At 39.0% G+C, this 12,630-nt stretch carries 14 protein-coding genes and 1 other RNA gene; 13 read left to right on the plus strand and 2 right to left on the minus strand.

Going from position 1 to position 12,630, the window contains the following annotated elements; translation table 11 throughout:
* Positions 1 to 406: 406 nt before the first annotated feature.
* Positions 407 to 916 carry a hypothetical protein gene (locus D017_RS10170; protein ID WP_035336336.1) on the plus strand — a complete coding sequence of 170 codons (510 nt, stop codon included), beginning with the start codon at positions 407 to 409 and terminating at the stop codon, positions 914 to 916.
* A 7-nt stretch (positions 917 to 923) separates the two neighbouring features.
* Here D017_RS10170 and D017_RS10175 read toward each other — a convergent pair whose 3' ends face one another.
* Positions 924 to 1,145, minus strand: coding sequence for a DUF6095 family protein (locus D017_RS10175; protein ID WP_343215416.1), 222 nt, complete (start codon positions 1,143 to 1,145; stop codon positions 924 to 926).
* Positions 1,132 to 1,950 (minus strand): N-acetylmuramic acid 6-phosphate etherase, encoded by an 819-nt coding sequence (gene murQ, locus D017_RS10180; RefSeq protein ID WP_035338181.1) that lies wholly within the window; start codon positions 1,948 to 1,950, stop codon positions 1,132 to 1,134. The genes D017_RS10175 and murQ overlap by 14 nt, the downstream gene beginning before the upstream one ends.
* 219 nt (positions 1,951 to 2,169) lie before the next feature.
* On the opposite strand from murQ, the gene D017_RS10185 reads away from it, so the two are divergent.
* From D017_RS10185 to D017_RS10235, 12 genes are all read left to right on the plus strand, one after another.
* Entirely contained in the window at positions 2,170 to 2,460 is a 291-nt protein-coding gene (locus tag D017_RS10185; protein ID WP_035336337.1) for a hypothetical protein, read from the plus strand.
* A 2-nt stretch (positions 2,461 to 2,462) separates the two neighbouring features.
* Positions 2,463 to 2,753, plus strand: a complete 291-nt coding sequence (locus D017_RS10190) for a cell division protein ZapA (RefSeq protein ID WP_035336338.1) — start codon at positions 2,463 to 2,465, stop codon at positions 2,751 to 2,753.
* Positions 2,754 to 2,808: 55 nt separating this feature from the next.
* Positions 2,809 to 2,931: non-coding RNA, 6S RNA (ssrS, locus tag D017_RS15200), on the plus strand.
* 122 nt (positions 2,932 to 3,053) lie between these two features.
* The gene (rny, locus tag D017_RS10195) at positions 3,054 to 4,619 is read left to right on the plus strand and encodes a ribonuclease Y (RefSeq protein ID WP_035327372.1); all 1,566 of its coding nucleotides are present in this window, start codon (positions 3,054 to 3,056) and stop codon (positions 4,617 to 4,619) included.
* 439 nt (positions 4,620 to 5,058) lie between these two features.
* Positions 5,059 to 5,676, plus strand: coding sequence for a GNAT family N-acetyltransferase (locus tag D017_RS10200; protein ID WP_035336340.1), 618 nt, complete (start codon positions 5,059 to 5,061; stop codon positions 5,674 to 5,676).
* A complete protein-coding gene (gene argG, locus D017_RS10205) occupies positions 5,676 to 6,857 on the plus strand; it encodes an argininosuccinate synthase (protein ID WP_035336342.1) in 1,182 nt (393 codons plus the stop codon). The genes D017_RS10200 and argG overlap by 1 nt, the downstream gene beginning before the upstream one ends.
* Positions 6,854 to 7,828 (plus strand): N-acetyl-gamma-glutamyl-phosphate reductase, encoded by a 975-nt coding sequence (gene argC, locus D017_RS10210; RefSeq protein ID WP_035336343.1) that lies wholly within the window; start codon positions 6,854 to 6,856, stop codon positions 7,826 to 7,828. Before argG ends, argC begins: the two co-directional genes overlap by 4 nt.
* Before the next feature lie 18 nt (positions 7,829 to 7,846).
* Positions 7,847 to 8,635: a pyrroline-5-carboxylate reductase gene (gene proC, locus D017_RS10215; RefSeq protein ID WP_035336344.1), complete on the plus strand. Its 789-nt coding sequence runs from the start codon at positions 7,847 to 7,849 to the stop codon at positions 8,633 to 8,635.
* Between the two features lie 18 nt (positions 8,636 to 8,653).
* Positions 8,654 to 9,778: an aminotransferase class III-fold pyridoxal phosphate-dependent enzyme gene (locus tag D017_RS10220; RefSeq protein WP_035336345.1), complete on the plus strand. Its 1,125-nt coding sequence runs from the start codon at positions 8,654 to 8,656 to the stop codon at positions 9,776 to 9,778.
* Positions 9,775 to 10,740: an N-acetylornithine carbamoyltransferase gene (locus tag D017_RS10225; protein WP_035336346.1), complete on the plus strand. Its 966-nt coding sequence runs from the start codon at positions 9,775 to 9,777 to the stop codon at positions 10,738 to 10,740. The genes D017_RS10220 and D017_RS10225 overlap by 4 nt, the downstream gene beginning before the upstream one ends.
* On the plus strand, positions 10,730 to 11,515 hold the full coding sequence (argB, locus tag D017_RS10230) for an acetylglutamate kinase (RefSeq protein ID WP_035336347.1): 786 nt from the start codon (positions 10,730 to 10,732) through the stop codon (positions 11,513 to 11,515). Before D017_RS10225 ends, argB begins: the two co-directional genes overlap by 11 nt.
* On the plus strand, positions 11,506 to 12,576 hold the full coding sequence (locus tag D017_RS10235) for a M20 family metallo-hydrolase (protein WP_035336348.1): 1,071 nt from the start codon (positions 11,506 to 11,508) through the stop codon (positions 12,574 to 12,576). The genes argB and D017_RS10235 overlap by 10 nt, the downstream gene beginning before the upstream one ends.
* Positions 12,577 to 12,630: the final 54 nt, after the last annotated feature.

Genomic DNA, 12,630 nt, shown 5'->3' on the forward strand with positions numbered 1-12,630 from the left:
GCCGATGGTACTGCACTCGTGGGAGAGTAGGTCGCCGCCTTTTTAAAGCTCCAATACAACAGTATTGGAGCTTTTTTTATGCCATAAAGTTAAGGGGATGTAAGTGTTTAACCCGCTGTTCCTTAATTAAGTGGGTTGTTGGACTCGATTGGTAGCTATCTAAAATTAAATTTGCTTAATTGAAAGTTCTTGTGCTTTCTACCGACTCTTACTTTACAATTTTAAACTACAAATAAAGTATAGAGTTTCTTTCTTTCATGTTTATCTGATTGTTAGTTACAGAGTCTTTATATGATATTTTATGACCTCTTGTAATTCTCTTTTCTTATATTCAGATTAATTTTATACAAGATAATGTTGTTGTGTAAATAGACTTATACCAGTAAAAAACTATAATTAAGAATGTATGCGAAGAGAAATCGTTAGTGTTATCAATCAAAATCTAGGAAATGCAATTACTTTAATAGATACTATATCAGAAGATACCTACATTGATAATAGTGTTGGTCCCTATTATAGTAGTATAGGTTCCCATATCAGGCATGCATTAGACTTTTTTGACTGTATCATCAATGGTATACAATCTAATAATATTGATCTTACAGCACGCAAGAGGGATGAAGTTATTTCAACAAATCCAGATGCTGCAAAGAATAAGATATATGAGATCCAAGAGCAATTAGTATCATTTATAGGAGTCAATACAGACTACTTATTGCATGTTACAGACAACCTAGGGGCCGGTAAAGAAACAATCATGTACACACTTGAGAGTGTACTTGCTCAAGCTAATACGCATGCCACACATCACTATGCAATTATAAGTTATATGTTGCAAACCCTTGGAGTAGAAACTGTGATCGAAGGTTTTGGATATAATCCATCTACGCCAGTTCCCAAAAGAGAGGGTATTTAAAATCTATTTAATCATTAAATAATGCCTTCATAAGCATTTTTATTCCCTTGAATCCAAAATAAATAGCAGCTACAAATAGTATTATCCCTATGCCTAGAATAGGAATAAACATCGGGTGATCCTGATTTTTAAAGGAAGAGTTAAGAATTATAGGTGCTGTAACTAATAATAAAAGGGTTCCTCCCATAAGCTTAACACCTTTGGCAAGCTTTTCTTTATTTGTGTGCATGATATTCATTTATTGCTTTACGTACGCTGCCGTGGGTTAATAATAAAGTATTCGCTTCTTTTTCAGGTATATTTAGTGAGGACATTATCATATTAGTTCCTCGTTGTACTAACTTCTCATTACTGAGTTGCATATCTACCATTTTATTTCCTTTAATATGTCCTAGCTTAATCATGGTAGCTGTAGATATCATATTGAGGACTAACTTTTGAGCTGTTCCTGCCTTCATGCGTGAGCTTCCCGTAACAAATTCTGGACCCACAACTGGAACTATTGGATATATAGCAGTTAATGCTAGAGGACTTCCTTCATTACATGTTATACAGCCTGTAGTTATTCCTCTATTATTACATTCTTTAAGAGCACTAATAACGTATGGAGTAGTTCCTGAGGCCGCAATGCCAATTACAACATCCTTTGCAGAAATATTATGTGAATTTAGATCTTCCCAGCCCTGATTACTACTATCCTCTGCAAATTCTACAGCATTTCTTATTGCATCATCTCCACCCGCAATTAACCCAATTACCATTTCTGGTGATACACCAAAGGTAGGAGGGCACTCACTTGCATCTACAACACCTAGGCGACCGCTGGTTCCCGCTCCCATATAGAAAAGTCTTCCACCTTTTTCTAATTTTGATACAACAATATCAACTAATTTTTCAATCTCTGGGATTACCCTCTCAACTGCGTTTGGAACAGTTTTATCCTCGTTGTTAATATTTGAGAGCAGCTCTGTGGTAGTCATCTTTTCAAGATCATCGTAGTGCGAGTCTTGTTCTGTTGTTCGTGTAAATGTCACTGTGTGTGGTTTTGTCTTATGTAAAGGTACAGTGTTTCTTTTTATTTGCTCTTCATGTATAGTTAATTGTGCTACTACGCTATCAGATAATAGATTGACAGTGGTTAAATCATGTTTTCGCGTAAGCATAATTTATATCCAATAAAATTTAACTCGTATCCATTGTATGAGTATCTTTCAAATGTTAACTTTGTGTAACGTAGTAAATGCAGACATGTTATGAGTAGTCTTTCTAAAGTTGTGGATTCTCTTGAGTATAGAGTCGCTACTTTGTTGAAAAAATACGAAGATGTTAAGCAAAAGCGGATAGATCTAGAAATAGAACTTACCGCAGTGCAACAAGAAAACAAACAACTGAGAGACGCCATTATGGCGAGTGAACAGAAGGTGAAGACTCTTAAAACGGCAAATGCATTGCTAGGCAGTAACGATTATAAAAGGGAAACCAAACTGAAGATAAACGCTCTTGTACGTGAGATTGACACGTGTATTGCGTCACTGGCTGAATAATTATGGCAGACAAACTTAAAATCAAATTGTCTATTGCAGATCGCGTATACCCGCTTACAATTGATCCAGCTCAAGAGGAAGGATTGCGTAAAGCGACTAAAGAGATTGAGGCAATGGTGAAGCAATTTGAAGAGAGTTATGCCGTTAGAGATAAACAAGATGTTCTTGCCATGTGTGCATTGCAATTTGCCTCAAAGGTTACCCAAAAAACTATAAATGAGGACTCTCTGAGTGATGAGACTGCGGCTAGATTACAAAAGCTGGCTGTACTTCTTGATGAGAGCTTAACATAGACGTTCTTTACATACAACAGCATATTACTGCCTGCATTGGATATTTTTTTGATAAACTCAACAGTTATTTTTTATAAAGAGTGACTCTAAGTTGTAAAAGCATGCCGTTACTAGACTCGTTCTAGGTAGACGGAACCTTGATCAGCTTTCTAGCTCTAATCCTTACTATTAGGAGTTTATACAAAATGCACTTCTAATGCAGGCTTTTTTATATCTCATCGTGAGATGTTAAGGTTGTAAAACCTTATAAATCAACCATTAGTATTGCTCTTTAGGGCATTAAAAATATTTACTAGAATTATGGAACATAACGCACTCTTGTTTATCGTAGGTGTGATTGCACTAGCTTTAGGTTTTCTAATAGCAAAAATGCTAGAACGCAATAATGCATCGCAGATTATCAAACGCGCAAAGAAAAGTGCTCAGGGTATCTTAAAAGAAGCTAAGTCTGAGGGCGAGTCTATTAAAAAAGACAAAATACTTCAAGCCAAAGAAAAATTTATCGAGCTTAAAGCAGAGCACGAAAAAGTAATTCTAGGAAGAGATAAAAAAATGAACGATGCAGAGAAGCGCACTCGTGACAAAGAATCTCAAGTAAGTGGTGAGCTTTCGCGAAATAAAAAATTAAATCAATCTCTTGAAGATAGAATTAAAGATTACGATAAGCGTTTAGAATACGTTGATAAGAAAAAGGCCGAAGCTGAAAAAATGCACCAGAGTACGGTGCAGCAACTTGAGGTAATCTCAGGACTTTCTGCCGAAGAAGCAAAAAGTCAACTTGTAACTACTCTGAAGGACCAAGCCAAGGCAGATGCTATGAAGCACGTGCAAACTTCTATCGAAGAGGCAAAAATGACCGCAGAGCAAGAAGCCAAAAAGATTATCATTAACACCATACAACGCATAGGAACAGAGGAAGCAGTAGAAAACTGTGTATCTGTTTTTAACTTAGAAAGTGACGATGTAAAAGGTAGAATTATAGGTAGAGAGGGTCGTAACATACGTGCTATAGAAGCAGCAACTGGTGTTGAGATTATTGTAGATGATACTCCAGAGGCAATTATACTTTCTTGTTTTGACAGTGTGCGTCGTGAGGTGGCTCGTTTATCACTACACAAACTTGTAACAGATGGTCGTATACACCCAGCAAGAATTGAAGAAGTTGTACAGAAAACAACGAGACAAATTGAGCAAGAGATTGTAGAAGTAGGAAAGCGCACAGTAATCGACTTAGGAATACACGGTTTACACCCAGAGCTTATTAAAGCGGTAGGGCGTATGAAGTACCGTTCTTCTTATGGTCAAAACCTACTACAACACAGTAGAGAAGTTGCAAAACTTTGTAGTGTGATGGCAGCAGAGTTAGGCGTAAATGCAAAACTTGCTCGTAGAGCTGGACTTTTACACGATATAGGTAAAGTGCCAGATACAGAGACAGAAACACCACACGCAATCTTAGGAATGCAATGGGCAGAGAAGTATGGAGAGAAGCCAGACGTGTGTAATGCTATAGGTGCTCACCACGATGAGATTGAGATGACAAGTTTACTTTCTCCTATTGTACAGGTTTGTGATGCTATAAGTGGAGCGAGACCAGGTGCACGCCGTCAGGTATTAGATTCATACATACAACGTCTCAAAGATCTTGAGGAAATAGCTTTTGGATTCCAAGGTGTTAAGAAGGCTTATGCTATTCAAGCAGGACGTGAACTACGTGTTATTGTAGAGAGTGAGAAAGTTAATGATGATAAAGCTTCATCACTATCTTTTGAAATTTCTCAGAAAATTCAAACAGATATGACCTACCCAGGTCAAGTAAAAGTTACCGTAATACGAGAGACCAGAGCGGTCAATATTGCTAAGTAACTGTAAGATTTAGTTATTATTTTTATAAAGAGGCTAGCGTATTATGCGCTAGCCTCTTTTGTTTTAAACGCCTTACGTTGAGTATTTCACAATCTAAAACCCATTAAGTAAGATTCTTATAGTAAAGTCTAAAAATCTTATTTAATTATATAAAAAAGGTAGTTTTTATATAATTAATTCTAAAAGTGTATTGCTAGCTCAAATAAGTTGCTACCTTTGACCCATTAGTATGAATAGAATAATTGCACATATCTCAAATAGCCTTACAGCACTTCTTGCTGCAAGACCTGCTATGCAATTACTTCCTGTTCCTGTACGACGCTTCCGCCGCCGCCCGTAAGGGTAGCTCATTAATGAGGGATGGTAGGTGAGTCCTATCCCGTTTTCCACAAAAGGAACCGTCACATTTTCAATATACATTTTAACTTAAATCATCGCTATGCAAATTGTTGTAGCCACGATTTCGCACACACCATATGCTCAGATTATCTGTGATACCATCGCAGAGTCATCTAAGGTGCGTGGTACAGGAATCGCTCGTAGAACTCCAGAATATGTCATCTCAAAGATGGAAGCAGGTAATGCTGTCATCGCTTTAGAGGGAGATGTTTTTGCGGGCTTCTGTTATATAGAAGCCTGGGGACACGAAAAATTTATTGCCAACTCTGGACTTATTGTTCACCCAGACTTCAGAGGACAGGGACTTGCCAAAAAAATTAAAGGAGAAATATTTACGCTTTCGCGAAAGCGTTATCCAGATGCAAAAATCTTCGGAATCACTACGGGTCTTGCCGTGATGAAGATTAATAGTGACCTAGGTTATAAACCCGTCACGTTTTCTGAACTCACAACAGACGAAAGCTTCTGGAAAGGTTGCCAAACCTGTAAGAACTTTGATGTACTCACACGTACAGAGCAAAAGATGTGCTTATGCACAGGGATGCTCTATGATCCATCAAAAGAATCCAAATCCACAGAAAAAAATACTGTAAAGGCACCTGTTTTTAACAGGCTAAAACAAATAAAGGAAAAGCTATTCCTTAAAAAAAATAAGTAATGAAAAAATTAATCTTAGCATATTCAGGAGGACTCGATACAAGCTATTGTGTAAAATATTTCACTGCAGAAATGGGGTATGAAGTACACGCTGTAAGTGTAAATACAGGTGGATTTACAGATCAAGAAATCGCAAATAACAAAGAGAAAGCGCTTGCCCTAGGAGCGACATCATATACTAATATAGATGCTATAGCTACCTTTTATGATACGGTGGTGAAGTATCTAATTTTTGGTAATGTACTTAAGAACAACAGTTATCCACTTTCTGTAAGTGCAGAGCGTATCGTGCAAGCCATAGAGATTGCAAAATTTGCCAAAGCTCAAAACGCAGATGCTATTGCTCACGGTAGTACGGGTGCAGGTAATGATCAAGTACGTTTTGATATGACGTTCCAGACTATTGTGCCAGAATTAGAAATAATAACGCCGATAAGAGATCAAACGCTTTCGCGAAAACAAGAAATCGATTATCTACAGAGTCACGGTATTTCTTGGTCTTGGGAGAAAGCACAATATTCTATAAATCAAGGTTTATGGGGTACAAGTGTAGGAGGTGCTCAAACCCTAACCTCACATCAAACACTGCCTGAGGATGCATATCCTAGTCAGCTAGAGGCTAGTGATTCTCAAACCTTAAAAATTGGATTTACACAAGGAGAACCTACTTCGCTTAATGGAAAGCAAGGTTCACCAGTGGAGATTATAGAGCAACTAGAAGACATTGCAAGTAAGTATGCCATAGGTCGCGGGATGCACGTGGGAGACACCATCATTGGTATAAAAGGAAGGGTAGGTTTTGAAGCTGCAGCTCCTATAATTATACTAGAAGCACATCGTACTCTTGAAAAACACACACTTTCAAAATGGCAATTACAACACAAAGAAAACATCGCGTTGTGGTATGGTACTCACTTACACGAGGGATTATACCTAGAGCCTGTAATGAGAGACTTTGAAGCATTTTTACAAAGCAGCCAGAATACGGTGACTGGAGAAGTAGAAGTAGTATTACATCCATATAGATTTGAGGTAGTAGGCATCACATCAGATTATGACCTTATGCAATCTAAGGTAGCGAGTTATGGAGAAGAAAACCAAGGATGGACCGCCGCCGAAGCAAAAGGGTTTATAAAAATACTAGGTAACCAGTCTAGAATCATAGCAAACCAAAACAAATGAAAAAAATAGGAATCATAGGTGGTGCAGGTTATACTGCTGGGGAGCTCATTAGACTGCTTATTCATCACCCAGAAGTTGAGATAGATTTTATATATAGTACAAGTAATGCTGGTAATGCAGTAGGCGTGGTGCATCAAGATCTTGCTTATGTAGATCTTGCTTTTACAAGTGATGTAAACACAAAGGTAGATGTAGTTTTTTTATGTTTAGGTCACGGTAACTCTGGTAAATTTCTGGAGCAATATAGCTTTTCTTCAAGTACGAAGATCATTGATTTGAGTAATGAGTATAGACTTAAAAGTGATGTCACTTTTAAGGATAGAACATTTGTTTACGGCTTGCCAGAAATCAATAAAGAGAAAATTAAAAACGCGCAAAATATTGCAAATCCTGGATGTTTTGCAACTGCTATTCAGCTTGCATTATTGCCGCTGGCAAGCGCTTCTTTACTCAGCCAAGATGTGCATATTAATGCCGTAACAGGCGCTACGGGAGCCGGAGTAAAACCTAGTGCTACCACGCATTTTGGGTGGAGAGATAATAACTTCTCACACTACAAGGCTTTTAACCATCAGCATCTTGGGGAGATAGGAGAGTCGGTTGTGCAGCTGCAAGAGAGTTTTAACAGCGAACTTCATTTCATTCCGCAGCGTGGTAATTTTTCTAGGGGGATTTTTGCAACTGCCTACACATATTTTGAGGGTACGATTGAAGAGGCATATGCGCTTTATGAGGATTTTTATAAGGATTCCGCTTTCGCGAAAGCGGTAAAAGCACCTTTACACCTCAAACAAGTGGTAAACACAAACTACTGCTTTATACACTTAGAAAAACACGGCAATAAATTATTGATTACCAGTGTGATTGATAATCTATTAAAAGGAGCGAGTGGTCAAGCTGTAGAAAATATGAATCTAATGTTTGGTTGGAAACAAGATACGGGACTCCAACTCAAAGCAAGTTATTTCTAATAGTTAAGATATAGACATATGAAAATAGCAATCATAGGAACGGGGAATTTAGGTCTTGCCATCGCAAAAGGACTCATCACAAATAATGCGGTGACTAGCTTATATCTTACGAAAAGAGATATTTCTAGTATCGAAAAATGGGATGCGTACAAGGAAGTAACAACTACGAGTGATAACCGTGAGGCTGTTGTAAAAAGTGACATTCTCATTTTTGCAGTACAGCCAGGTCATTTTGCAGGTATACTTGAGGATATTAAAGAATTGCTTACTGAGAAACACATTATTATCTCTACGATAACTGGTTTTAAAGTGCCACAAATCGCTGAAATTGTAGGAGACAATCAATTTATAATACGAGCGATGCCCAACACCGCTATTGCTGTAGGTCAAAGTATGACCTGTTTATGTAGTAATACACTAGGTGAAAAGCGCATTGCCATAGCCGAAGCCATTTTTAACAAACTAGGCACAACTCTTATTATTCCAGAAGGACAAATGCAAGCTGCTACGGTAATCTGTGCGAGCGGTATTGCTTTTTGGATGAGATTGATAAGGGCAACTACGCAGGGAGCCATACAGTTAGGTTTTGACGCAAAAGAAGCGCAAGAACTTGCTATGCAAACCTGTCTAGGAGCTGCCACGCTCGTTATTAAATCTGGAAACCACCCAGAAGCAGAAATTGATAAAGTAACTACGCCTAAAGGCTGTACCATAGAAGGTCTCAATGAGATGGAACATTCAGGTTTAAGCTCTTCTCTCATAAAGGGAATCGTGGCTAGTTATCAAAAAATTAATAGCATCTCATAGTGCAAAAAAATAGAGAGTATGAAATTATTTGATGTATATCCACTTTATGATGTTGCTCCTGTTAAGGCACAGGGATGCTATGTGTATGATCAAAGTGGTCAAGAGTATCTTGATTTATATGGCGGTCACGCGGTGATCTCTATAGGTCACGGGCATCCTCATTATATAGAGAAATTAAAAACGCAGATGGATGCCATAGGGTTTTACTCTAACGCAGTTCAAAATCCGCTGCAGGTGGAGGTTGCTCAGAAATTAGGAGCGCTTTCTGGTTGTGATGATTATGATTTGTTTTTCTGTAACTCAGGAGCAGAGGCAAATGAGAACGGATTAAAACTAGCGTCATTTGACACAGGTAAAAGTCGCGTGCTAGCGTTTAAAAACAGCTTTCACGGGAGAACATCTGCCGCCGTAGCAGCTACTGATAATCCTAACATCGTGGCACCTATAAATGCACAACACAAAGTATCCATACTTGATCTGGGCAATACAGAGCAACTAGAGGAAACTTTGCAACAAGGAGATTGCTGTGCAGTGATTTTAGAATTTATACAAGGTGTAGGAGGTTTAGATCAATCTACAGAAGTGTTTTATCAAGATGTTGCCGCGCTTTGTAAAAAGTATGATGTAAAACTCATTGCAGACGAGGTGCAATCTGGTTTTGGTAGATCTGGAGAGTTTTTTGCTTTTCAGAAATATAATATCACGCCAGACATTATCACCATTGCAAAAGGAATGGGTAACGGTTTTCCTGTGGGCGGTGTGCTGGTGCATCACTCTATTGAGGCGCGATATGGGATGCTGGGAACGACCTTTGGCGGTAATCATCTTGCTTGCGCTGCTACACTGGCAGTTCTCGAAGTGATTGAGAAGGAGCATTTGATGGCACACGCAAAGGAAATAGAAACCTACTTTAGGGAGAAAGCACTTGCATTTGGCAATCGGGTGACTGTTAAAGGTCGCGGACTAATGCTAGGGCTAGACTTAGGCTACGATGTAGGAGCATTACGCAAAAAACTAATCTACGAGTACCACATTTTTACGGGAGGGGCAAAAAACAAACACGTGCTCAGAATACTTCCACCACTTACGATTCAAAAACCACAGATAGATTTACTATTTGAAGCATTACACAAGGAGTTATGAAGAACTACATATCTATAAATGATATCCCAAATTTAGAAATGGCGATTAAAGAAGCGCTGTATATGAAGGAGTATCCGTACGCTTTCGCGAAAGCGGGAAAACAAAAAACCTTAGGTCTTCTATTTTTTAACTCGAGCTTACGTACAAGATTAAGCACAGAAAAGGCTGCCAAAAACCTTGGGATGGAAACAATGACACTCAATGTAAATAGTGATAGCTGGCAACTAGAGTTTGAAGATGGTACTGTGATGGATGGCACAAAAGCAGAGCATATTAAAGAGGCTGCGCAGGTGTTATCGCAATATTGTGATGTGCTTGCCGTGAGAGCTTTTCCTGGGCTGGTAGATAAAAGTCAAGATGAGCTAGAGGTCGTACTTTCTGCATTTATGCAATATGGGAGTGTGCCGGTTGTAAATTTGGAGAGCAGTACGGCGCATCCGCTACAAGGCTTTACAGATGCAATCACGATTTACGAACTCACCGAAAGTTTACGTGCAGTAAATAAAAAACCTAATGTCGTGTTGACCTGGGCGCCACACCCTAAAGCCTTGCCGCACGCAGTTGCAAACTCATTTGTACAGACTATGCAAAAGGCAAATGTAAATTTCACAATTACTAATCCAGAGGGTTATGATCTTAACCCAGAGATACGTGGTGAAGTACCGGTGATTCATAACCAGAAAGAAGCCTTTGCAAATGCTGATATCATTTATGTAAAAAACTGGAGCAGCTATGAAGATTATGGTAAGGTGCAATCGCAAGACAGTAACTGGATGATTAATGCCGAAAAACTTAAGGGAACCAATCAAGCCAAAGTAATGCATTGCCTACCTGTGCGTCGTAACGTTGTCATTGCAGATGATGTGCTAGACACCGAGTCAAGCGCTGTAATCGAGCAAGCTGGTAATAGAACGTGGGCTGCACAATGGGTGCTTAAAAACATACTCGACAATGATGAATAAACAGCAACTTACCGTAGTGAAAATAGGTGGAGACATTGTAGATTATGATGAGCTACTCACCTCATTTTACACGCATTTTAAGGCAATTTCTGGTCCAGCTATAATCATACACGGTGGAGGAAATAAAGCATCTACTTTACAAGAGCAGCTGGGTTATGTTCCAGTAAAAGTAGACGGGAGAAGGGTAACAGATGAGACTACGCTGGAGGTTGTGACAATGGTGTATGCTGGACTTCTCAACAAGAAACTTGTCGCTGGCCTGCAGGCAAAAGGTAAAAACACCATAGGACTTTCTGGAGCAGATGGTGATGCCGTGAGAGCGCATAAACGCGAAGTGACGACGGTAGATTATGGTTTTGTAGGAGATATTAATAGAGTGAATGTGAGTTTTATAAATGACCTCCTTTCTGATGGTAAAGTACCTGTGTTTTCTGCAATTACGCACGATGGTAATGGGCAATTACTCAACACCAATGCAGATACACTCGCTGCCAAAATTGCGGTAGCAATGAGCTCTCTCTACAACGTTCAGTTGTTTTATTGTTTTACAAAACCAGGTGTTCTTGAAGATGTAAACAATGATGAATCGATAGTAACGCGCATAGATAAAGGGCTTTATAAAGAGATGAAAACAGCAGGACAAATATTTGAAGGTATGATTCCAAAACTAGATACTGCTTTTGAGGCGCTAGATCAAGGCGTTATGAGAGTGCATCTGGGCGAGGTTGATATACTGAGTGATAACACTATAAAACACACGACACTATGTCTTTAAAAACTCAAATAGATAGCGCCGTAGGACTACTGCAATCACTCATTGAGACCCAAAGTTTTTCTAGTGAAGAAGATGGCACAGCTCTACTTATCATAAACTGGCTAGAGGAGAAGGGGATTACGCTTTCGCGAAAGCGTAACAACATCTATGCATTTAATAAACATTATGACGCATCAAAACCGTTATTGCTTCTCAACTCGCATCACGATACGGTTAAGCCAAATAAAGGATACACAAGAGATCCTTATAATGCCGAAATTAAGGACGGAAAATTGTACGGTCTAGGAAGTAACGATGCAGGTGCAAGTCTTGTAGGGTTGCTTACTGCGTTTGTACATTTTTATGAGCGTGAGGATTTGTCTCATAATATTGTAATTGTAGCTTCTGCCGAAGAAGAATCAAGTGGTCCTAATGGTCTTAATAGTATGCTTGCGCATCTGCCAGAGATAGATGTTGCCATTGTAGGCGAGCCTACACTAATGAACCTCGCCATTGCCGAAAAGGGGTTGGTGGTTTTTGACGCCGTAGTAAAAGGAACGGCAGGTCACGCAGCTCATATAAAGGAGAATATGGCTATTTATAATGTGATAGAAACCCTGCAGTGGTTTGAAAATATAACTTTTGATAAAGTGTCTGATACGCTGGGAGCTACTAAGGTTACAGTTACTCAAATTAATGCAGGTAGTCAGCATAATGTAGTGCCTAGTCAGGTAGAGCTCGTTATAGATGTGAGAGTAAATGAACATTACAGCAATCAAGAAATCGCCGATTATATGGTGGCAAATGTGCCGTGTGACACGATACAACCACGGTCATTGCGGCTAAATAGTTCGCGTATCCCAAAAGAGCACAAGCTCGTACAAGCAGGAATAGCGTTAGGCAGAGAGACCTATGGATCACCTACCTTATCTGATCAAGCCTGCTTGTCTTGCCCATCTTTAAAACTAGGTATAGGTGACAGCACTCGCTCTCATATGGCAGATGAGTTTGTCTATGTACACGAGATAGAGCAGGGGATTCCATTATATATTGATCTTCTAGAAAAATTTTTAACCGCATAAATAATAAGGGTTGTTGCAATAGTGTGAACAGCATAACCTTCTAATAAGATACCT

The organism is Dokdonia sp. PRO95, assembly GCF_000355805.1.
Lineage (GTDB): Bacteria > Bacteroidota > Bacteroidia > Flavobacteriales > Flavobacteriaceae > Dokdonia.

Excerpts from the sequence above, each read along its gene's own strand:
- D017_RS10190 (WP_035336338.1), top strand. The coding sequence starts at position 2,463 with ATGGCAGACAAACTTAAAATCAAATTGTCTATTGCAGATCGCGTATAC.
- D017_RS10225 (WP_035336346.1), top strand. The coding sequence starts at position 9,775 with ATGAAGAACTACATATCTATAAATGATATCCCAAATTTAGAAATGGCG.
- D017_RS10185 (WP_035336337.1), top strand. The coding sequence starts at position 2,170 with ATGAGTAGTCTTTCTAAAGTTGTGGATTCTCTTGAGTATAGAGTCGCT.
- D017_RS10175 (WP_343215416.1), bottom strand. The coding sequence starts at position 1,145 with ATGCACACAAATAAAGAAAAGCTTGCCAAAGGTGTTAAGCTTATGGGA.
- argC (WP_035336343.1), top strand. The coding sequence starts at position 6,854 with ATGAAAAAAATAGGAATCATAGGTGGTGCAGGTTATACTGCTGGGGAG.
- D017_RS10235 (WP_035336348.1), top strand. The coding sequence starts at position 11,506 with ATGTCTTTAAAAACTCAAATAGATAGCGCCGTAGGACTACTGCAATCA.
- proC (WP_035336344.1), top strand. The coding sequence starts at position 7,847 with ATGAAAATAGCAATCATAGGAACGGGGAATTTAGGTCTTGCCATCGCA.
- D017_RS10170 (WP_035336336.1), top strand. The coding sequence starts at position 407 with ATGCGAAGAGAAATCGTTAGTGTTATCAATCAAAATCTAGGAAATGCA.
- argB (WP_035336347.1), top strand. The coding sequence starts at position 10,730 with ATGATGAATAAACAGCAACTTACCGTAGTGAAAATAGGTGGAGACATT.
- D017_RS10220 (WP_035336345.1), top strand. The coding sequence starts at position 8,654 with ATGAAATTATTTGATGTATATCCACTTTATGATGTTGCTCCTGTTAAG.
- argG (WP_035336342.1), top strand. The coding sequence starts at position 5,676 with ATGAAAAAATTAATCTTAGCATATTCAGGAGGACTCGATACAAGCTAT.
- rny (WP_035327372.1), top strand. The coding sequence starts at position 3,054 with ATGGAACATAACGCACTCTTGTTTATCGTAGGTGTGATTGCACTAGCT.
- D017_RS10200 (WP_035336340.1), top strand. The coding sequence starts at position 5,059 with ATGCAAATTGTTGTAGCCACGATTTCGCACACACCATATGCTCAGATT.